Origin of the sequence: Streptodolium elevatio, assembly GCF_040649515.1 — a bacterium.
Lineage (GTDB): Bacteria > Actinomycetota > Actinomycetes > Streptomycetales > Streptomycetaceae > Yinghuangia > Yinghuangia elevatio.
In genome coordinates this window covers 1-20,900 of sequence record NZ_JBEZFP010000069.1, presented here as the reverse complement: position 1 = coordinate 20,900, position 20,900 = coordinate 1, and the positions used below count along the sequence as shown (strand labels likewise).

At 71.9% G+C, this 20,900-nt stretch carries 18 protein-coding genes and 1 pseudogene; 7 read left to right on the top strand and 12 right to left on the bottom strand.

Features of this window, described 5'->3' with window-relative positions; translation table 11 throughout:
- Positions 1–8: 8 nt before the first annotated feature.
- The 4 genes from AB0C36_RS24680 to AB0C36_RS24665 all read left to right on the top strand — a co-directional run bounded on the left by AB0C36_RS24680 (position 9) and on the right by AB0C36_RS24665 (position 4,047).
- Complete coding sequence (locus AB0C36_RS24680) at positions 9–1,316, top strand: acyl-CoA dehydrogenase family protein (protein WP_358357511.1); 1,308 nt, start codon at positions 9–11, stop codon at positions 1,314–1,316.
- Positions 1,313–2,383: a phosphotransferase family protein gene (locus AB0C36_RS24675; RefSeq protein WP_358357508.1), complete on the top strand. Its 1,071-nt coding sequence runs from the start codon at positions 1,313–1,315 to the stop codon at positions 2,381–2,383. Before AB0C36_RS24680 ends, AB0C36_RS24675 begins: the two co-directional genes overlap by 4 nt.
- Positions 2,380–3,150 (top strand): SDR family oxidoreductase, encoded by a 771-nt coding sequence (locus tag AB0C36_RS24670; protein WP_358357506.1) that lies wholly within the window; start codon positions 2,380–2,382, stop codon positions 3,148–3,150. The genes AB0C36_RS24675 and AB0C36_RS24670 overlap by 4 nt, the downstream gene beginning before the upstream one ends.
- A 444-nt stretch (positions 3,151–3,594) precedes the next feature.
- A complete protein-coding gene (locus AB0C36_RS24665) occupies positions 3,595–4,047 on the top strand; it encodes a universal stress protein (protein WP_358357504.1) in 453 nt (150 codons plus the stop codon).
- Between the two features lie 15 nt (positions 4,048–4,062).
- On the opposite strand, the gene AB0C36_RS24660 is transcribed toward AB0C36_RS24665, so the two are convergent.
- The 4 genes from AB0C36_RS24660 to AB0C36_RS24645 all read right to left on the bottom strand — a co-directional run bounded on the left by AB0C36_RS24660 (position 4,063) and on the right by AB0C36_RS24645 (position 7,075).
- Positions 4,063–4,191, bottom strand: coding sequence for a hypothetical protein (locus AB0C36_RS24660; protein ID WP_358357502.1), 129 nt, complete (start codon positions 4,189–4,191; stop codon positions 4,063–4,065).
- Positions 4,192–4,233: 42 nt separating this feature from the next.
- Complete coding sequence (locus AB0C36_RS24655; RefSeq protein WP_358357500.1) at positions 4,234–5,022, bottom strand: hypothetical protein; 789 nt, start codon at positions 5,020–5,022, stop codon at positions 4,234–4,236.
- Positions 5,023–5,083: 61 nt separating this feature from the next.
- Positions 5,084–6,025: a LysR substrate-binding domain-containing protein gene (locus AB0C36_RS24650; RefSeq protein WP_358357498.1), complete on the bottom strand. Its 942-nt coding sequence runs from the start codon at positions 6,023–6,025 to the stop codon at positions 5,084–5,086.
- Between the two features lie 342 nt (positions 6,026–6,367).
- Positions 6,368–7,075, bottom strand: a complete 708-nt coding sequence (locus AB0C36_RS24645; RefSeq protein ID WP_358357495.1) for a TetR/AcrR family transcriptional regulator — start codon at positions 7,073–7,075, stop codon at positions 6,368–6,370.
- 514 nt (positions 7,076–7,589) lie between these two features.
- Here AB0C36_RS24645 and AB0C36_RS24640 point away from each other — a divergent pair.
- The gene (locus AB0C36_RS24640) at positions 7,590–9,206 is read left to right on the top strand and encodes a SpoIIE family protein phosphatase (RefSeq protein WP_358357493.1); all 1,617 of its coding nucleotides are present in this window, start codon (positions 7,590–7,592) and stop codon (positions 9,204–9,206) included.
- Positions 9,207–9,243: 37 nt separating this feature from the next.
- Here the strand turns inward: AB0C36_RS24640 and AB0C36_RS24635 are convergent, their stop codons facing one another.
- A complete protein-coding gene (locus AB0C36_RS24635) occupies positions 9,244–10,662 on the bottom strand; it encodes an MFS transporter (protein ID WP_358357490.1) in 1,419 nt (472 codons plus the stop codon).
- 232 nt (positions 10,663–10,894) lie between these two features.
- Between AB0C36_RS24635 and AB0C36_RS24630 the strand changes: the two genes are divergently transcribed.
- Entirely contained in the window at positions 10,895–11,545 is a 651-nt protein-coding gene (locus tag AB0C36_RS24630; RefSeq protein WP_358357488.1) for a MarR family winged helix-turn-helix transcriptional regulator, read from the top strand.
- 182 nt (positions 11,546–11,727) lie between these two features.
- Here AB0C36_RS24630 and AB0C36_RS24625 read toward each other — a convergent pair whose 3' ends face one another.
- The 6 genes from AB0C36_RS24625 to AB0C36_RS24600 all read right to left on the bottom strand — a co-directional run bounded on the left by AB0C36_RS24625 (position 11,728) and on the right by AB0C36_RS24600 (position 18,111).
- A complete protein-coding gene (locus AB0C36_RS24625; protein WP_358357486.1) occupies positions 11,728–12,147 on the bottom strand; it encodes a hypothetical protein in 420 nt (139 codons plus the stop codon).
- Positions 12,148–12,260: 113 nt separating this feature from the next.
- Positions 12,261–13,604, bottom strand: a complete 1,344-nt coding sequence (locus AB0C36_RS24620; protein WP_435839108.1) for an ATP-binding protein — start codon at positions 13,602–13,604, stop codon at positions 12,261–12,263.
- A gap of 16 nt (positions 13,605–13,620) precedes the next feature.
- Positions 13,621–15,132 carry an SCO6880 family protein gene (locus AB0C36_RS24615; protein WP_358357482.1) on the bottom strand — a complete coding sequence of 504 codons (1,512 nt, stop codon included), beginning with the start codon at positions 15,130–15,132 and terminating at the stop codon, positions 13,621–13,623.
- 2 nt (positions 15,133–15,134) lie between these two features.
- On the bottom strand, positions 15,135–16,028 hold the full coding sequence (locus AB0C36_RS24610; protein ID WP_358357479.1) for a hypothetical protein: 894 nt from the start codon (positions 16,026–16,028) through the stop codon (positions 15,135–15,137).
- A 799-nt stretch (positions 16,029–16,827) separates the two neighbouring features.
- Positions 16,828–17,610 (bottom strand): DUF8175 domain-containg protein, encoded by a 783-nt coding sequence (locus AB0C36_RS24605; RefSeq protein ID WP_358357476.1) that lies wholly within the window; start codon positions 17,608–17,610, stop codon positions 16,828–16,830.
- A gap of 192 nt (positions 17,611–17,802) precedes the next feature.
- Positions 17,803–18,111, bottom strand: a complete 309-nt coding sequence (locus AB0C36_RS24600; RefSeq protein WP_358357563.1) for a DUF8827 family protein — start codon at positions 18,109–18,111, stop codon at positions 17,803–17,805.
- A gap of 317 nt (positions 18,112–18,428) precedes the next feature.
- On the opposite strand from AB0C36_RS24600, the pseudogene AB0C36_RS24595 reads away from it, so the two are divergent.
- Positions 18,429–19,418, top strand: a pseudogene (locus AB0C36_RS24595) (C40 family peptidase); the annotation flags it as partial.
- Positions 19,419–19,857: 439 nt separating this feature from the next.
- On the opposite strand, the gene AB0C36_RS24590 reads toward AB0C36_RS24595, so the two are convergent.
- Positions 19,858–20,900 (bottom strand): peptidoglycan DD-metalloendopeptidase family protein (locus AB0C36_RS24590; RefSeq protein WP_358357474.1); only part of this gene is annotated, 1,043 nt, incomplete at its 5' end.

Here is a 20,900-nt window from a genome sequence, read left to right as displayed (position 1 = left end):
TGGGCACTATGGCCTGGGACTTCTCCACCGAGCCGGAGTTCGAGGAGCAGTTGGAGTGGATGCGCGGATTCGTCCGCGACGAGATCTACCCGCTGGAGACACTCGAATTCGACGACGCCACACTGCGCGCGGTGCTGGCACCGCTGAAGGAGGAGGTCAAGGCCCGCGGCCTGTGGGCCGCCCACCTGCCCCCGGACCTGGGCGGGCAGGGCTTCGGCCAGGTCCGCCTGGGGCTCATGCACGAGATCCTCGGCCGCACGCCCTACGGACCGGTGGTGTTCGGCAACAACGCGCCCGACTCCGGCAACGCCGAACTGCTCGCGCACGGCATCGCCGCCTCGGGACGGGACCGGCACCGCAAGAAGTGGCTGGAACCGCTGCTCGACGGGCACATCCGCAGCGCCTTCTCGATGACCGAACGGGACACCGCGGGCTCCGACCCGACCCTGCTGGCCACCCGCGCGGTGCGGCACGGCGACGAGTGGGTCATCGACGGCCACAAGTGGTTCACGTCGAACGGCTCGGTCGCCGACATCCTGCTCGTCATGGTGGTCACCGACCCCGAGGCCAACCCGCACAGCCGCGCCTCGATGATCGTGGTGCCGGCCGACACCCCCGGCGTCGAGGTCGTGCGCGACGTGGCGACGCTGGAGGACCCGGGCCGGACCGACCGGTTCCACGGCTTCGGCGGCCACGCGGAGATCCGCTACCACTCGGTGCGGGTGCCGTACGAGAACCTCATCGGGAACGAGGGCGACGGCTTCAAGCTCGCCCAACTCCGGCTCGGCCCCGGCCGCATCCACCACTGCATGCGCTGGCTCGGACAGGCCGAGCGGGCCTTGGACATGCTGTGCGAGCGGGCGCTGTCGCGGTACGTGCACGGCTCGCTGCTCGCCGAGAAGCAGACCGTGCAGAACTGGATCGCGGACTCGTACGCGGGCATCCAGGCCGCCCGCCTGATGACCCTGCACGCCGCCTGGCGCATGGACCGCGACGGCGCGCCCGCGGCCCGCACCGACATCTCCGCCATCAAGTTCTTCGGCGCGCAGGTGCTCTACGACGTCATCGACCGCGCCGTCCAGATCCACGGCTCGCTCGGCTTCTCCACCGACCTGCCGCTGGAGCAGATGTACCGGTACGCGCGCGCCGCCCGCATCTACGACGGCCCCGACGAGGTCCACCGCGTCAGCGTCGCCCGGCAGGTGCTGCGCAACTACCGGCCCGCCGAGGTGCCGACCGAGCACGTGCCCACCCGGCGCGAGGAAGCCCGCAAGAAGTTCGCCGCCCTGCTCGACGCACCGGAGGCCCAGGCGTGACCGAACCGAGCACTGCGGCTCCGGCCGGCGTCGCCCCCGGCGAGGTCACCGCGTGGCTGTCCGAACGTGTGCCCTCGCTCGTGCCGCCGCTGGCCTTCACCCCGGTCGTGGGCGGGCACTCCAACCTCACGTACGTCGTCGAGGACCGGGCCGGCACGCGGTGGGTGCTGCGCCGGCCGCCGCTCGGACACGTGTTGGCGACCGCGCACGACATGGGGCGCGAGCACCGCATCCTGGCCGCGCTCGGCGACGGGCGCACACCGGTGCCGGTGCCGCCGGTCGTGGGCCTGAGCCCGGACGACTCGGTCAACGGCGCGCCGTTCTACGTCATGGAGTTCGTGGAAGGCGAGGTGCTGCGCAACGCCGAGGCGGCCACGCGCGCCCTCGACGTCGCCGGGCGGCGCCGCGCGGGCGAGCAGCTCGCGGACACGCTCGCCGCGATCCACGCGGTCGACGTGGACGCGGTCGGCCTCGGCGACCTCGGCCGCCGCGAGGACTACATCGGGCGGCAGTTGCGGCGCTGGCACCGGCAGTGGGACGCGACGCGGCTGGACGGCGTACCGGAGATAGACGAGGTGCACGCGGCCTTGGTGGCCTCGGTGCCCGAGCAGCAGGGCGCCACGATCGTGCACGGCGACTTCCGGCTCGACAACTGCATCATCGGCCCCGACGGCAGCGTGCAGGCGGTCCTGGACTGGGAGTTGTGCACCCTCGGCGACCCGCTCGCCGACGTCGGCACGACCCTCGTCTACTGGGTCGAGCGCGGCGAGACCGGCGACCTGCTGCCGTCCGACGGGACCGCCTCGGAAGGCTTCATCGACCGCGCCGCCTTCTGCGCGCGGTACGCCGAGGCCACCGGCCGGGACCTGGCCGGCATCGCGTGGTACGCCGCCTTCGCTTACTGGCGGCTGGCCTGCATCCTCGCCGGCGTCCTCGACCGGTACACCGCGGGCGCGATGGGCGACCAGGCGGGCGACGGCGGGGCGGCCCGGTTCAGCAGGGAGAAACTCTCCGGTCTCGCGGCCAAGGCCCGGACCGTCCTCGAAGAAGGGAAGTTCGTGGCATGACGGTCGACTTGACGGACCGGCTCGCCGGGAAGGCGGCGCTGGTCACCGGGGCCAGCCGCGGTATCGGGCTCGGCATCGCGGCGGAACTCGCGGCGCGCGGCGCCAAGGTGTGCCTGACCGCGCGCAAAAAGGAGGACCTGGACGCGGCCGTCGAGGAACTCGGCGGGCCGGACGTCGCGATCGCGGTGGCGGGCAAGGCGGACGACCCCGCGCACCGGGAAGAGGCCGTCGCGGCGGTGCTGGAGCGCTTCGGCTCGCTGGACATGCTGGTCAACAACGCGGGGATCAACCCGCACTTCGGGCCGCTGATCGAGGCGGACCTCGGTGCGGTGCGCAAGATCATGGAGGTCAACCTCGTCTCGGCGCTGGGCTGGACGCAGGCGGCGTACGGCGCGTGGATGCGCGAGCACGGCGGCTCGGTGCTCAACGTGGCCTCGGTGGGCGGCATCGTCGCGGGGCCGTTCATCGGCGCGTACAACGTCAGCAAGGCGGCGCTGATCCACATGACGCGCCAGCTGGGGGCCGAACTCGGGCCCGGTGTGCGGGTGAACGCGGTCGCGCCGGCGGTGGTCAAAACGCGGTTCGCCGAGGCGCTGTACGAGGGGCGCGAGGACGAGGCGGCCGCCGCGTACCCGATGAAGCGGCTCGGGGTGCCGGAGGACGTCGCGAAGGCGGCGGCGTACCTGCTCTCGGACGACGCCGGGTGGATCACGGGGGAGACGCTGGTCGTGGACGGCGGGGTCTCCCTCGCGGGCGGCGTCGGCTGACCGAGGCACCTGGGCGCGACCGCGGCGGCCCGGGCCGGCATCTTGCCAACCCGGGCCGCCGCACACGCGTCATGTTGCCGTCATCTGTTCCTAACACCCTGTGGATAGCCTGCGGTTCTCCGTGTCCGGCGGGGAGCGGGAGCACCCGACCGCGGAGCAGAGGCCGGTCGTGGGAAGGTCCGCCGGGGGGCGCCTTCCCATGACCCCTCGGCTGCCTTGCACCTGACCTTTTCACTAGTTGCCTCGCAGTCGCCTCGCAGTGTTTTCGCCTGCCTGCTTCTTCGCCTGCCCGTCCCGGCCGCCCGTCGACGCACGTCCGGGCGGGTGATACCTGTGCCGCAATTCTCAGAAAATGTGATGAATTGTGGGTTTTGCGGTACCAGCCCTTCCAGCCCTTCGGAGCAGCCGAACGGGTTTCTGCGGCACGCACTGGGAGGGCCACCCATGGCAGAGGACGAACCGCGCGGGGTCGTGGTCGGCGTCGACGGGTCGGAACCCGCCCGGCGCGCGCTGGACTGGGCGATGACCGAGGCCCAACTGCGCGGCCTGCCGCTGTACGTGGTCAGCGCCGCGCCCCCGGCCGGCACCTACGCCGCGATGGCCCCCGGCGCGGTCTACGTCGAGGACATGCACGCCGCCCTCGAAGCGGTGCGCGGCGAGACCGACGCCCTCGTGGGCGACGTGAACCGGGCGCGCGACACGCCCTTCGACGGGGACCTGCACGTCCACGTCTTCGCGGGCACCGCCACCGAGGTCCTGCTCGGCATGTCGGAGCGGCACGTGATGGTCGTGGTCGGATCGCGCGGCACGGGCGGCTTCTCGCGGCTGCTGCTCGGCTCGGTCAGCACGGCCGTGGTCCACCACGCCGCGTGTCCCGTGCTGGTGGTGCGCGAGTAGTCGCGCCGCCGGGCTTCACCGGCACAGCGGCGCGTACGCCTGCCGGTCGCCGACGCGCGTGCGGACCGCCAGTTCCCCGTCGGGCGACGCGCTTCGGGCGGGGGTCCGGCGCGCCGGACCCCGCTCGTCGGACGGGTCGTTCACACGAACATGATCATGCCGGGAGCACGGCCGGGGCCGACGGGATCACGCCACCCACAGCCCGCCCCGGCGGCCGGTGCCCTCGGTCGGCAGCGGCTCGACGCGGACCACCGAGGGGCGCAGGGTGGGCAGCGCGCTCCTGCCCGTCGCGGCCAGCACCGGGTCGTAGGGCGCCAGCTCGGCCAGCTGGAGGAGCGAGGGCAGCACGTCGTGGCGCGTCGTGGCCACCGCGAGCCGCCCGTCGCCGAGGAGGTGCGCGGGCGCGCCGAAGATCTCCATGACGTGCTGCGCGACCAGCAGCGTCAGGCGCAGCCGCTCATGCAGGGGGTACGCGCCGATCTGCGGCTCGACCGCGACCACGGCCGGGCGCTCGTGCGGCGTCAGCGAGGTGTCGGCCGCGATCCGCATCAGATGCCGCCGCAGCAGGACCTCGGTCGGCAGTTCGGACACCGGGTCGTAGCCCTCGACGACAGGGCTGCGGGCGTGCCGGGCGGCCGCGTACCCGGACACCACCGAGTCGGACGCGCCGCGGCCCACCGCGGTCAGGAAGAGCAGGTCCAGGTCGGACAGCGCGGTCAGCAGGGGGATGTCCGCGTCGGCCCGGTCGCGGGCCAGCAGCTCGCACGCGCCGCGGATCCTGCCGGGTTGGAAGAACGCCGCCACGGCCGCCTCGGCGCCGGGGGTCAGCCACACGGCGTGTCCCGGCCAACCCGCCGCGTAACTGCGGCGGCGCCACTCGGCAAGCAGCCATGCCAGGTGCCGGTCGGTCGCGGACAGCGGCTCGTCGGCGGAGACGTAGGGGTTCTCGCGGCGGGCGTTCTGAGGGTTCGTCATACCCATGGAGAGTGGGTCGACCGGGAATCGTGACGCGGACATCGCGGTGACTTGATGTGATCTACGTCACTCTCAGCGGGCGTCGGCCGCGTACGAACCAGTCCCGGCACACCGCGGCGAAGGCGGCGGCCCGGCGGGTCGGCCGGATTCCGCGCGCCTGCGCGAGGATCAGCGGCAGCGGCGGCAGGTCGTCGGTGAGCTCCAGGGCGACCACACGGCCGCCGTCGTACGTGGTGTCGGTGGCCGGGCGCTGGTTGAGGATCGCGAAGCCCTGCCCGGCGGCGACGAGCGCGCGCACCAGTTCGGGGCTGCGGCTGCGGAAGCGCACACGGGGGCTGATCCCGGCCCGGCGGGCCAGGACCGCGAAGTAGTCGCGGTTGTGCGGCAGGTCGAGCAGGACCATGGGCTCGCCGGTGAACGCGCGCAGCGACACCGCCTTCTCGCCGGCCAGCGGATGGCCCGGAGGCACGATGACGTGCGGGGGTATGCGGGCGAGCAGTTCGCCGTCCAGCGACTCGCCGCCCCCGTTGCCGTTGACGTTGTTGCCGAGGTCGTACATCAGCGCGAGTTCGCAGCCGCCCTCGAGAAGGGTCTCGCGCAGGCCGTCGTCCTCGCCCTCGGTCATGTGCACCTCGACCTCGGGATGGCGCTCGGCGAACTCGGCGAGCAGCGGAGGCAGGTAGAACGGCGCGACGGTGTCGGCGCAGCCGAGCGTCAGCACCCCGCGCAGGGCCCCGCCGAAGGCCTTGGCGCTGGCGGCCATCTCGTCGGCGTGCCCGAGCAGCCCGCGGGCCTCCGCCAGGAACCGTTCCCCCGACGTGGTCAGGGACAGCCCCTTCGCGTGGTGGCGCACCAGCAGTTGTACGCCGAACTCCCGCTCCAGGTGCGCGATCGCGGCCGAGATGGCGGACTGCGACACCATCAGTTCGCGGGAGGCCCCGGTCATGCTGCGGTGCCTCGCGGCGGCCACGAAGTAGCGCAGTTGGACCAGGGTGAAGTTCATGCGGAAGGCCGCTCTGCGTGGGGCTTCCCGGGTACGGACTCCATGCCGACGATGCTAAGTCGGGGCCGCGCCCACCGCCTGCGGAAGGCGGTGGGCGCGGCCTCTAACCCGGCTGTCCGGGCGTGCAATTCCGGCGCGACTGGTCGGTGCGGATCGGCTCAGGTCGGGCTGGTACAGGAGTGTTCTGAGGTTTTCCGAGTCTTCCGAAGTGCCAGGAGTTTCAGGAGGTGTTCCGTGGGGTCCCGGAGTGGTACGCCGCGGCCCGGTTGCCGGGCCGGGCCGCGCGAGGCGGGGCCGGGTCCCGGCCGGTGCGCCGTAAGACGGGGCGCGGCCGGCGTAGCGTCAGCGCGGACCGCCGCGCAGGAACAAGGTGTCGAGCTCGTCCTGGGTGAAGGGCCTGCCCGGCAGCGGTGACGGCCGGTCCGCGCGCAGGCCGTCCAGGACGACCTCCAGGTAGCGGGCGGCGACCGTGAGCCGCTGCGCCTTGGGCAGCCCGGGCGGCGGCAGGAGGCACGACAGCAGGAGCGAGATGTCGGCGTCCGACACGTCGTCGCGCAGGTAGCCCTCGTCCTTCGCCCGGTCGACCAGGAGGCAGACCGCCTCGTTCAGCGCCGTACGGCCGTCGCGCATCTCTTCGGTCACCGGGACCCGCCCGCTGAGCGCCGGGAAGAGCCGCCCCGCCCCGGAGGCGACCGCGCGCCGCAGGTAGCGGTTGAGGGCGGCCCACGCGTCCGGCTCCTCGGCCAGTGCGGCCACGGCCTCGCCGGTCAGCCGCGCGGTCTCGGTGATCATGATGCGCTGGACCAGCGACTCCTTGCCGGAGAACCGCCGGTAGATGGTGCCGACGCCGACGCCCGCACGGCGGGCTATCTCCTCCATCGGCGCGTCGTAGCCCAGCTCGCCGAACACCTCGCGCGCGGCGCGCAGCACCTGTTCGAGGTTGCGGCGCGCGTCGGTGCGCAACTGTGTGGTGGATTCCGGATCGGCGGTGCCCGGCGGCGCGGCGATCGCGGTGCGCCCGCGCTGCGGCCGTCGGGCCGAGGGGATCACGGCGGCGTGAGCTCCCGCCGACCTCCCCGCGGTGTCCCGATCCCGTGCCAGATCGTTGGTATATGTACGCGAAGCGCCCATTTGCTTCCCCCGAAGGCAAGTGTTCGTGTCCCAGCCCGGACCGCTCAGTCATTGCCAGTTCGCCGAGCGTACCCGACCTCATCTCGGCCCAGAAGCGGAATCCGACGTAACGGTTGTGGAGGAACCGTGTGGTGTTGACGCTGAGTCAGCGATGCCATGCTCTCGGGGTCCCCGCGCGACACTGCGTCGACATGCACCCGTCGGGCCTTGGAGCCGCGCGGGCGCCGTGTGACCGGGGTCACGCACCGGATACGCAGCGGCACTCCGGCCACCGCCGACAATGCGGGCACCGCTCCGGAGAGTCCCCCGAACGGGGGGTCGGGCGCGGCGTCGCGATTCCCCTGTGGCCGAGTTTCGCCCACACTGGTGATGTCACTTGAGGTAAACCTCACGGCACATAGTGTGAATAACTCATCCATCAGGAAGCAGGCGGTTGAACATCACTCGGTGGGGCGCCCGACTGTCCGGTGACCGGCGGCGATCCGTGCCCGCGGCACGGATGCAGGACCGCATCGACACCTTCTCGCTGCGGGAGGTGCTGGCGCACGCGCCCGCGCTCATCGCGGTCACCCGGGGGCCCGCACACGAACTCGCGTACGTCAACGAGGCCTACCGGGAGGTCTTCGGGCCCCGCCGGATCGGCCTCCCCGCGCGCGACATCCTCCCCGAACTCGCCGACCACGGGCTGCTGGCGCTCATGGACCAGGTCTACCGGACGGGACGCGGGCGCACCGTCCGGGCCCGGCGCGTGGACCACCACGCCGCCGCCTACCCCGGCATGCCGGAGAGCGAGCGGCGGCACGGCTACTACACGTTCGTCTGCACCCCGGTGCGCGCGGAGGGCACCCAGAGCGGCGGCCGGTCGGTACGCGGCGTCCTGGTCTTCGCCGTCGACGTGACCGACCAGGTGCAGGCCACCGACCGGCTGCGGGAGAGCGAGCGGCGGCACCGGCAGGCGGCGGTCACGCTGCAACGCAGCTTGCTGCCGCAGCGCCTGGAGAACCCGGACGACCTGCGCGTCGCGGTGCGCTACCTGCCCGGCGGCGCGGACGCGGCGGTCGGCGGGGACTGGTACGACGTCATCACCCTCGGCGCCGGGCGTACCGCGCTCGTGATCGGCGACGTCATGGGCCGCGGCGTGCGCGCGGCCGCGGTCATGGGGCAACTGCGGACCGCGGTACGGGCGTACGCGCGCCTCGACCTGCCGCCGCACGAGGTGCTGCAACTCCTCGACGGCCTCGCGATGGAGATCGACGCGACGCAGATCGCGACCTGCGTCTACGCCGTGCACGACCCCAGCGAAGGGGTGCTCACCTACTCCACCGCGGGCCACCTGCCGCCACTCGTGCGCGACCCCGAAGGACGCGTGCACCGGCTGGACGACGCGCTGGGGCCGCCGCTGGGCACCGGGGGGAGTTGGCCGCACACCTCGGGCAGCGTCCCGCTGGAGCCGGGTTCGACGGTGGTCTTCTACACGGACGGCCTCGTCGAACGCCGGGGCGAGGACATCGACCGGGGGATCGACGACCTCGCGGGCGCGCTGGACGTGGCGACCGGTTCGCCGGAGGCGGTGCGCGACCGCCTGGTGGAGCACATGCGCCTGCCGGTCGAGCACGACGACGACGTGGCCGTGCTGGTGCTGCAACTGCCCAAGCACGAGGGACGCGAGGCGACCCTGTTCCGCACGGCGTCGCTCGACCTCCTGGGCGGGCACGAAGTCGCGGCCCGGGCCCGGGCGTTCACGTCGGGGGTGCTGGCCAGTTGGCAGGTCGGCGAGGAGCTGCGGGAGTCCGGGGTGCTCGCGGTCAGCGAGTTCGTCGCCAACGCGCTGACCCACGGGGCGGCGCCGATGCGGCTGCGGCTGCGCCGCACCGACCGGCGGCTGATCGTCGAGGTGTCGGACGCGGACGACCACGTGCCGCGCCGGCGCCGGGCGGCGGCCGACGACGAGAACGGGCGCGGTGTCGCGATCGTGGCGACCATCGCCAGCTCCTGGGGGTCGCGGCTGACCGCCACCGGCAAGACGGTGTGGTGCGAGTTCCTGCTGTGAGGCGGCGGGAGGCCTGCGCCTCCCGCCGCCTCGGGGATCAGACCGCGGCCGGGACGGGGGCCGCGGCGCGGGCCGGCACCTCGGCCGGTTCGGCCGGGGACTCCGCCGGGCGCCGCACCGGTGCCTGATCCGGGGCCTGGTCCGGGACCTGCACCGGGGCCTGCACTGTGGGCGGCGAGGCCGCTTCGGGCCCGGTATTCACCGGGATCTCGACCGGCACCGACGACGCGACCAGCACGCCGTTCTGCACCGAGCTGAGCTTGCCGCCCATCCGGACGCCGAGGACCGTGACGAGCAGCGAGCAGACCATCAGCGAAGCCACGTACGGCCCGTAGGCCCCCGAGCCGACCATCAGCCCCGCGAACGCCGGGCCGGCCGCCATCGCCAGCTGCTTCACCAGCGACTGCGCCGCGTTGTACTGCCCGAGCAGGTGCGCCGGCGCGAGGTCGGCGACCATCGGGCCGAGGGTCGGCGCGAGCAGGCTCTCGCCGACACCGAGCAGCGCGTACGTCGTGATGATGGTGACCGCCGCGAGCACCGCGTTGCTGTGCACCAGGCCGGACACCGCCGTGACCATCCAGGCGACCAGCCACACCAGGCCGGTCGCCGCGATCACCGTGCTGCGGCGGCGCCGCGAGGTGATCTTCAGGACGGTGAGCTGGCCCAGCACGATGACCGCGGTGTTGGCGGCCAGCGCCACGCCGAGCATGCTCGGCGAGATGTGGCTGACCTCGGTCGCGAACGCGGCCAGGCCGGATTCGAACTGCCCGTAGCACGTGAAGAAGATCAGCGCGCTGACCACGCACAGGCGGACCATCGCCTTGTTGCGCAGCAGGTGCCGCCAGCCCGCGCCGGACCCGGCGGCCGCGTGCGCGCCCTCGAACTTCGGGGCCGCGGGCACCCGAGCGGTGCCGACCACGGCACCGAGCACCAGGAACATCGCGGTCTCCATCGCGAACAGCACGGTGAAGCTCGCCGGGCGCGACGGATCGACGATGAGGCCGCCGATCAGACCGCCGATGCCCAGGCCCAGGTTGTTGAAGGTGAACTGCAGCGCGAACGCGCGGGCGCGCGTCATCGCGGTGGTGCAGCGCACGATCATCGTCGCGAGCGCGGGCTGGATCGCCGCGATGCCGGCCCCGAGCAGGGCGGCGCCGAGCATGACCGTCGTCGCGTCGGTCGCGAGCCCGAGCGTCAGGGAGCCGGCGCCGGCCACGACGGCCCCGGCGACCGCGACCGGGCGCGGTCCGCGCCGGTCGATCGCCGGACCGACGAACGGCAGGGCGACGAGGGCGGCAACCGCGAGGACGCTGAACATGAGCCCGGCCTGACCGGCGGTCATGTCGCGCACCCGCGTCACGTAGACGAAGAGGAAAGGAACGGTGAACCCGCTGCCGAACGCACTGAGCGCGTTCCCCAGCTGGATCCGACGGAGTGCCGTGTTGGTCGCCACCACACACCTCCTGACTGTCGTGTGCGCGGGTACGGCCGTTCCGGACCCGCTCGGGGAAGTCCCGCAGACGCGCGTCCGGGCGCAACCCGACGAAAACCGCCGCACCGGCCGGAAGGGCGGGGCGACGGCTCTTGGGGGTGGTCGGAACTTGAGTCTGAAGACTTCAGAACTAAACTATACGTACCTGAAGTGTTTCTGTCTAACGACTTAAGCCGGTGCGGGTATGCTGCACGCCATGGAGTCGGACACAGAGTCGGGCCAGGACCGGCCGACGACCGCGGAGCCGCCGGGGCCCTCCGAGCAGCCCGAGCGCCCCGAGACGCCCGAACCGTCCGAGCCGCCGGAAACGTCCGAGCCGGTGCTGCCGGAGTCCGACCTCGAAGCCCACCTTGCGGTCTTCCAGCGCGAGTTCCCCGAGGTCGACCCGCAGGTCGAGATCATCGTCGCGGCGCTGTTCCGGCTGCACCGGCGCATGTCGGTCGCGTACAGCCGCCAGCTGACCGCCCTCGGCATCACCAACGCCGAGTGGGAGGTCCTGCGCGCGCTCGTGCTCGTGGGGGCGCCCTACCGGCTCAGCCCCGGCGAGCTGGCCCGGAGCCTCGGGCTCACGCCGGCCGCCATGACGCACCGCATCGACCGCATGGTCACCGACGAGCTGGTGACCCGGACGCGGGACGAGAACAACCGGGTGCGCGTCATCATCGAGCTGACCGACGCCGGCCGGGACATGTGGGTGCGGGTCGTCCGCGAGGCGGCGGGTTTCGAGGCCGCGCTGCTGCAGGACCTCGGCACCAGGCAGCGCGACGCGCTCGCGGAGGGGCTGCGGCGCATGCTGGCCCGCATCGAGGAGACCCAGCCGGACGGAACGGGCCGTACGGACGGCTGAGGCGCGCGACGCGCGGACACCGCGGGGAAGTTGGTGGGTCGAGTCGACCGGCGGGTGACCTTACGGCCACGCGGCGGCCGACTCGGCCACGGTACGTAGAGCGTTCCCCGTCGGAGAACCGACGATTCCGGTTGAGCGGTCCGGTTCACCCGAAGGTGTGCTTTCATCGCGGATTCGGCGTGTCACAAGGCTTTTCCGGGTGGCCCGCCCTCTGCCGGCGGGCGCTTCCCGGAGTCCCGGTGCGCCGCCTGACGCAGCGTCAGGCGCAGCCATATCCACAGCGCGAAGCCCGCGAGGAACAGCACGAACAGGAGCATCGTGCCGAACACGATCCAGAACGTCGACGCGGGCGGCAGCGCCTCCGGCGGCGTGTCCGGCCACGCGGCGGCCACATCGCCCGGCTCCGCGGTCAGTTCGCGGATCGCCGTACCGGAGCGGGAGAACCGGACGTTGTCCGGCCACTCCTGATGCGACACGAGGCCCGCGAGCCCCGTGGACAGCCACGTGGTCGCGGTCGCCCCGACCAGCAGCACCAGCACCCCGATCAGCGCGCCGTCGGGTATGCCCCGCTGCGGCGCCCGCCGCGGCCCCTCCTGCGCCATACGCCTCCCCTGTACGAGCCGGTGCGGCCGGTACGACCCGTGCGACCGGTCCGACCGCCGGCAGGCCTCCGTACGTGCTCGCCCCGCCTACGGGCCGCAGTACCCCCCGGCCCTCAGGCCGCGGGGTCGCCCGCCAGCGCGGCTTCCGCCCGCACCCGTTCCTCGACCGCGTCCTCGGTCATCGCGCGGTCCGTGTAGACCATCGGTCGCTCGGTGTCGGTGATCAGGTGCTTGACCACCTGCACGTTGCCGTTGACGTCCCACACCGCGATGCCCGGCGTCAGCGTCGGGATGATCTCCACTGCCCAGCGCGGCAACCCGAGCACCTTGCCGGTCGCGCGCGCCTCCTCGGCCTTCTGCATGTAGATCGTGCGCGTCGACGCCATCTTCAGGATCGCCGCGGCCTCCTTCGCCGCCGCGCCGTCCACCACGTCGGACAAGTGGTGCACCACCGCGACGAACGAAAGCCCCAGCCGCCGCCCGAACTTCAGCAGCCGCTGGAACAGCTGCGCGACGAACGGGCTGTTGATGATGTGCCACGCCTCCTCCACCAGGAAGATGCGCTTGACCCGGTCCGGCCGGATCCACGTGTGCTCCAGCCACACACCCACGATCGCCATCAGGATCGGCATCGCGATCGAGTTCCGGTCGATGTGCGACAGGTCGAAGATGATGAGCGGCGCGTCGAGGTCGATGCCGGTCGTGGTCGGCCCCTCGAACATGTTCTTCAGGTCGCCGTCCACCAGCCGGTCGAGCACCAGCGCGACGTCCAGGCCCCAGATCCGCACGTCGGCGAGATCCAGGCTCAGCAGGTCCGCCGACTCCTTGGTCGGGTTGCGCAGCGCGTCGACGACGTCGGGGAGTATCGGCTGGCGGTCCTTGACGGTGCGCACGACGTGCACGTGTGCGGCCTTCAGCGCGTATCCGGCCCGCTCCTCCAGCGGGCGGCCCATCGCCACCTCGATGATCGTGCGCAGCAGCGCCAGCTGGCCGGTGGAGGTGATGGCGGGGTCGAGCGGATTGAGGCGTACGCCGTTGCTGCCCAGGTCCGTCGGGTCCAGCCGCACCGGCTGGATGCCCAGTGCCTCCGCGATGTGGTTCCATTCGCCGACGCCGTCCTCGCCCTGGGCGTCCAGGACCACCACCTGGCGGTCGCGGAAGCGCAGCTGGCGCAGCACGTACGTCTTCTCCAGCGCCGACTTGCCGTTGCCCGACTCGCCGAGCACGAGCCAGTGCGGGGCGGGCAGTTGCTGGCCGTACAGCTGGAACGGGTCGTAGACGTAACCCTTGCCGGAGTACACCTCGCGGCCGATGATCACCCCGGAGTCGCCGAGCCCCGGCGCCGCCGTCGGCAGGTACACCGCCTGCGCCTGGCCCGTCGACGTGCGCACGGGAAGCCGCTGCGTCTCGGGCCTGCCGAACAGGAAGCTCGAGAACCCCTCGGTCAGTAGCGACATGATGCCGGTCAAGGCGTCACCTCCTGATGCCGGTCGCGAACGGGAGCGTGTTCACGAACGCCCGGTGCTGCTCGCGGTCGCACCACTCCAGTTTGAGGAAGCACTTGCCCGCCGACGCACGGATCGTCCGCTTGTCACGGGCCAGTTGCTCGGGATCGCGCGAGGACACCGTGATGTAGCCGACCAGGTTCACCCCGGCCGCGCCACCCGCGAGGTCCTCGCCGCGCTGGTCCACCCGGCCGGTGTGGGCCAGGTCGCGCGGGTCGACCGTACGGTTCATCTTGGCCGCACGCGCCGCGTCGGCGTCGTCGTTGGTCTTCTCGGTCAGCATGCGCTCGATCGCGATGTCGGTCGGCTCCAGGTCCATCGTGACCGCGACCGTCCGGATCACGTCCGGCGTGTGCACCAGCAGCGGCGCCAGGAAGTTCACGCCGACCGGGGTCAGCGGCCACTCCTTGACCCACGCGGTCGCGTGGCACCACGGCCGCGAGGTGTCCGACTCGCGGGTCTTGGCCTGGAGGTAGTTGGGGTGCGTCGCGTCGAGTTCGGCGGGCCAGGCATACCGCGCGCGCATGCCGTCGAACTGGTCGATCTGGTGCTCCGGGTCGTACATCGAATGGATCAGCGACGCGAGCCGGGCCTCGTTCATCGGCTGCCGCACCCGGATGTCCGCCTCGGCCAGCCGCGCGCACACGTCCGTCAGTTCCCGGGCCATGACGATGCCGAGGCCCTTGTCGCCCTTGCCCATCACCGACGACTCGGCCGCCAGGTCGCGGTTGTAGTGCATGCAGGCGATCAGGTACGCGCGGTGCTGCTCGCTCGACGTCGACACCATCGACTGGAGCTGGTCGTACGAATCCTTCACCCACCGCGGGGCGTTGTGGTCGCCGCGCCGGGCCACGTCCTTCGCGTGCGCGTCGGGGTCGGCGGGCATCGTCCGCGCCAGGATCTGAAGCCGCGTCACGAAGCCGTCCCCGTTGGCGACATGCTTCAGCAGCGTGCCGAACCGCTCGACCAGCGCCTCCTGGTCCTCCGAGTCGCGCAGGCCCACGCCGGGGCCCTCGATCTCGATGGCAGCGGTGACCGTACGCCGCTCCAGGTGCATCAGCACCGCGAGCTCATCCGGCCCGAACGGCACGCTCGTCCACGTCAGCCGGCCGATGCCGGGCGGCGAACCGACCGCCACCCCGGCGCCGTCCAGGCGCGTGCCGGCCTCCATCACCGCCGAGCGGTAGCGGGCCCCGCGCTTGAGCGTGCGCTTGTAGTTCCGATTGATCTCGAACCACTTGTAGAACGTGCGCTGCTTGTACGGCATGTAGACCGCCGCGAAGGCGATCAGCGGAAAACCGGCGAGGCCGACGATCCGCACCACCAGCACCGGTACGAGCAGGCCCCACAGCAACCCGAGGCCGCCGCCCGCGATGATCAGGAAGATCTCGCCCGGCTCGCGGTTCTTGCCGATGACGGCCGTCGGCTTGGCCTTGCCGATGAGGAACGTGCGGCGTCGGTGGATGGGCTGTGTTGTCATGGTCAAGCCTCGTTCCCGGTCCTGGCATGCGGCGTGTTGCCCGGGCTTGCCGGGGGTGGTGCCGCGGAGGCGGCCCCCGTACCGCCGCCACCGCGCTGGCCGTGCGCCGCGATGCCCGAGGACACCGCGGCTCCCGCCGCGGCCGGAGCCGGTTGGCCCCCGCCGCCTTGACCGCGCCCCGCGTGCGCGCGGATCCCCTGCTTCATGAAGTTCGCGGGTCCGCTCACCATCCCCGCCGCGCCCGAACCGGTCAACGCACGGCGGCTGCTGTGCAACTGCGCCATGTCGTCACCCAGGTTCGGCACGAAACGGTAGATCAACACACTCGCGAAGATCGACAACACCATGATGGCCAGCCCGCTCAACACCGCCGAAAACGCGTCCTGCCGACCACCGTTCGGTCCGCCGTTCGACGATACGGCGGTGGCCAGGCCCAACACGATCACGACGACCGGTTTCGCGAGCAGCACGGCCACCATGATTCCCGCCCAACGCCGGACATGGTGCCACATCGCCTTGTCGACCAAGCCGGAATACACGGCAGTTCCCAGCATCGCGCCCACGTACAGCATCGCCGCGCGGATCAGCAGCTCGATCCACAGCACCGCCGCGGCGGCCATCGACAACATCGACACGAAGATCAGCATCACCGGACCGCCGCCCAAACCGGCGTTCGGATCAAGGGCCTTCGCAAACCCGCCGAGGAACCGGTCGGTGTCCTGCTGCGTACCGGACGCGATCGCGGCCGTCAGCCCGTCGGTCAACGACACCGCCAGATACAGCGTCAGCGGCGTGAACGCCGACGCGGTCACCGCCAGCCACAGATACCCGACCGCCTCGGTGATCGCCGTCGTGATCGACGCCCCGCGCACGGCGCGCTTGGCGACGGCGAGCATCCACAGCAGCAGGGTCAGGAACGTCGACGCCGCGAAGACCACCGCGTACTGCCGCAGGAACCCCGCATTCGTGAAGTCCACCTGCGTCGTGTCGTTCACGGCATGGGCCAGCTGATTGAGGATCCACGTCGCGGCGTCCGCACACCCCTTCGCGATCGCCCCGAGCGGATCCGCGACAAACCCCGCCGTCTGCACCGGATTCCCCGGCACCCCCACGGACGCACCCGCGTCCCCACTCTGGCAGTACGTCTTCGCCGGCCCCGTCAACATGTCGCAGTACGCCTGCGCCTGCCCCCCTTGCGGCGGCCCAGACGACGCCACCGGCGCGGCGGGCACACCAGCCCCCGGAACCGCCGGCGCCGCCGGAGCCCCAGGCGACGGCACAGCCGCCCCCAGCGCCGCCGTCCCCCCACCCACCACCCCCGCAGCCGCCACCCCCACAAGCACCAAACCACGACGCAGGAAGGGAAAAAGAGACCGCCCAGACAACAGGGGAGCGGAGCTTGAACCCTGGTGAGGGCCGCCGGATTGTGACTTCGAACGCCCGTGGGGTGCCTGACGGGCCACGCCGAGTGTGTCCGGCGCGCCGACGGCGCCGGCTTTGTTGGGGCCGCCGGGTCCGCCGGCGGCGCCGAGTACGGTGACGGCGCCAGGTGTGGCGGTGGCCGGGCAGTGGTCCTGTGTTTGCCGCGCACGGCCCGGTCCCGCAGCGCGTGGCAGGTCGTACACGCGGGAGGCTGCCACGTTGCGGGCGGGCGCTCCGTGGATCAGGGACTCGGTGGGGAGTTGACGGCGCGGACTAACGTGCATAGCGAAGTTCCTCGAAGTCCCTGACCGCTTGCGCGATCTCCTCCGCACCCGACGCGCCTTGCAGGCCGCTGACCGGGGTCGGCCCCTCCTTCTGGCTGAAGTCGACGAGCTTCCAGTCGCCGTCCGCCCAGGACAGCCGCATCGTCGTCGTGGTCCACGCTTCGGTGACCGGCTTGGTGGAGCCCGCTCCGGCGAGTCCGATCAGCCCGGCCCCCCATACCTCGACGGTCGCGGAATCGGGTGTGTAAGCCGCCACCTTGGTGCCGACGGGCAGGGCACGGCAGACGAAGGTGAGGCCCTTCGGGGCGTTGCCCTCCGCGTCCAGGCCGAACAGGGTGTTCTGCGCCGCGAAGGCGCCGTCCGCGCGCGTCAGCAGTCCGTCCTTCGCGGTGGGCGCGGCAAGGGCGGAGATCACGGCCCGCCGGGAGGCGGGCTTGAACATCGCGGAAGAGCCGTATGCGGTGGAGTAGTTGGCCGCGGCGGACTGCGCGCCCTCGCGAGTGTGCGCGTACCCGACCGGCACGCCTGACAGGGCTCCGGACGGCGGAGCGCCTGTGGTGGTAGCGCTCTGCGAGCTGCCGGCGTTCTCGGTCCCGGAGGGCGTGTCGCCGCCGCCGCGCCGGCTCGCGTACGCGAGCGTCAGCACGACCACCATGATCACGACGACGACGCCGATCCCGGACAGCACGGGATTGCGCCGCCGCGCGGGGACGCCGACGGCGTCAGGGCGCGGCGGCAGCAGGGTCCGAGTCCGCGGCAACTCGTCACTCATGCGCGGACCCCTCCCCGCGCGGCGGCGGAATCCGCAGGTAATTCACTCCGGTCTGACGAGAAAGATCCGGTCTTCCCGATTTCCACCGAAAGGGAATGCGATCTTCGGGCATACGTCGCACTTTGGGAGTTATGCGGGCAGGCGTACGCCACGTGAGCCACCTCGAGTCGGCAAATTCGGGAGGGCCCGGTCCTAGATCGCCATCCCGTAGATGATCGTGAAGAGGGTGCCCAGTGATCCGATGATGAACACGCCGGTGAGTCCGGCGATGATCAGTCCCTTGCCCTGCTCGGCACTGAACGTGTCGCGCAAGGCCGTTGCCCCTATCCGCTGCTTCGCCGCGCCCCAGATGGCGATGGCGAGGCAGAGGAGGATCGCGATCGCCATCACGACCTGAACCATCGTGCGGGCCTCTTCGCCCAATGATGCGAAGGGTCCCCAATCAGGCGCGATACCGCCGATGATCGTATTGATGTCGCCATTGCCTGCCGCTTGGTACATGCCGTTCACCGCCCCCGACTGGGCTTCTCGAATTACCCCCGCCTGGGTGAAGGGGGGGTTGTGCGTCACTCGATTATTCTGTCCTGACGACACCGTTCGGGCCACCACCCCCGAGAGACGGCTCGCTCACTGTGTGTATCACGGGTGATTGCGCAGAGCAATCATGGCGCGCACAATGACGGGAGCACGACGCGTGCGCGGTCCCTGCCCGTCGCCGCACCCCCGCAGGTTCCCGCCGGAGTAGCGGCTGGTCCCATGTTGTCCCGGATGGTGTCCCGTTTCCATGAGGTCCTTCCCCGCGCGGCCCCCGACCGCGCATGCGTAAGGCACGGATTGCCGTCGGGATCGCCGTCGCGGTCCCGTTCGGCTTCGTCGGCCTGCTCGCCGCCGCGGTAGGCGGGATGTCCGGAACTCCCGCCCCCGCAGGTGGTTCCGGGCAGGTGGCGCTCGCGCCCGGGACGGTGCCCGCCGCGTACCAGGGTGCCATCGAACAGTGGGGCCGGCTCTGCCCGGAGATCTCCCCGGCGCTGCTCGCCGCGCAGCTCTACCAGGAGAGCGGGTTCGACCCGAAGGTGGTCAGCCCGGTCGGTGCGCAGGGCATCGCGCAGTTTATGCCCGGGACTTGGCCCCAGTGGTCGACGGACGGCGACGGCGACGGCCGGCGCGACCCTTTCGACGCCGACGACGCGATCCCCTCGGCCGCGAAGTACGACTGCGCGCTGTCGAAGTCGATCGCCTCCGTGCCGGGGGACCGGACGAACAACATGCTCGCCGCGTACAACGCCGGCGCGTACCGCGTCATCCAGTACAAGGGGATCCCGCCGTACAAGGAGACGCGCAACTACGTCAAGAACATCCGCTCCCTGGAGCAGAGCTTCGGTGCGGTGAAGGCCCCGCTGCCGCCGTCGGTTATCGCGGTCGGGGCCATCGAGTTCGCGCAGTCGAAGCTCGGTACGCCCTACCTCTGGGGCGGCGAGGGCACGGCCGCCCACCGGGGCCGGTTCGACTGCTCGGGCCTCACCCAGGCGGCGTACCAGAAGGTCGGCATCAAGCTCCCGCGCGTCGCGAACGACCAGTGGAACGCGGGCCGGCACCCCGCCAGGGCCGAACTGCTGCCCGGGGACCTGGTGTTCTTCGCGTACGACCTCAAGGATCCGCGCAGCATCCACCACGTGGGGATCTACGTCGGCGGCGGCACGATGATCCACGCGCCCTACACGGGCGAGGTCATCCGCTTCGGCAAGATCGACAAGCCCGACTACATCGGTGCCACACGGGTGACCCCCGAGGGGGCGGAGGCCCTGCCGGTACGCGGCGGCCCGGTCGTCGCCAACGTCGCCGGAACGGCGGGGGCGGGCGCACCCCGTACGTCCTTCACCGACACGACCCCCGCGCCGCCCACCCCCACCCTCACCCCCGCACCGGCAACCCCCTCGCCGACGGCCCCCGCACCGAACCAACCACCGGCGCAGGCGCCCCCGCGACCCGGTGTGCCGACGACCAGCCGCCCGGCCCCCGGCAAGCAGCCTCCGCCCTCCCGGCCCACCACGTCCCCAGCGCCCACCCGTGCCCCCGCCGCGGCCCCTGTGCGCCCGTAGCGGCTCCCGGCGACCCCGTCCCCCACACACAGGCCGCCACCCGCCCGAAAACGCCGCAGGCCCCGGACCGTGGGGTCCGGGGCCTGCGGCGTGGTGCCTCTACCGCGTCACTGCGATGTCAGTTCAACCGATCGCGAGGATCAGTGGATCAGACGTTGACGCCGTGGGCGCGGAGGTAGGTGATCGGGTTGATGTCCGAGCCGTAGTTCGGGCCGGTGCGCACCTCGAAGTGCAGGTGCGGGCCGGTCGAGTTGCCGGTCGAGCCGACGAGGCCGACCTGCTGGCCGGTCGAGACCTTCTGGCCGACCGAGACGGAGATCTTCGACATGTGGCCGTACTGCGTGTAGCGGCCGTCGGCGTGCTTGATGACGACCTCGTTGCCGTACGCGCCGCCCCAGCCCGCGGAGACCACGGTGCCGGAGGTGACGGCGCTGACCTTGGTGCCGGCCGACGCGCGGAAGTCCTCACCGGTGTGGCCGTTCGACCACATGGAGCCCGAGCGGCCGTACGAGCCGCTCGCCGCACCCGGAACGGGGCGGACGTAGCCGGACGACGACGCCTCGGTCGACGACGAGTTGCCGGTCGACGGCTTGGCGGCGCTCGAGTTCGTGTTGGAGCTCGTGCTCGGCTTGGTGGTCTCGCTCTTGGCGGGGGCCTTGTCCTCGGTCAGCTTCGCGCCCGAGGGCTTCGTGGACGAGGAGGACGCCGACGGGGCCGGAGCCGGCTTCGCCGGGGTGTCCTCGGTCAGCTTCGCCGGGGCCGGGGCCGCGGTGGACTGGCCGCCCAGGGCCAGCTTCTGGCCCGGGAAGATCAGGTTCGGGTTGCCGCCGACGACGCCGCGGTTGAGGTCGTACAGCTTCTGCCAGCCGCCGGTGACGTCGTGCGCCCGGGCGATCTTGAACAGGGTGTCGCCGACGACGACCGTGTAGTCGGCCTTGGCGGTGCTCGCGGACGGCGCGGGGGTCGCCGGCTTGGCCGGGGCCTGCTGCGTCTTCGCCTCGGGCTGCGCGGCCGGCTTGGGGGCGGCGGCCTTGGTGTCCTCGGTGAGCTTCGCACCCGAGGGCTGCTGCGCGGCGGGCTTCGGCGCGGTCTGCGTCGAGGACTTGCCCTGGGTCTGCGAGGACCCGTTGGACGAGCCGGTGTCGATCGAGGGGGTGCCGCTGTTCTTGGTCAGGCCCGCCTTGACGGAGC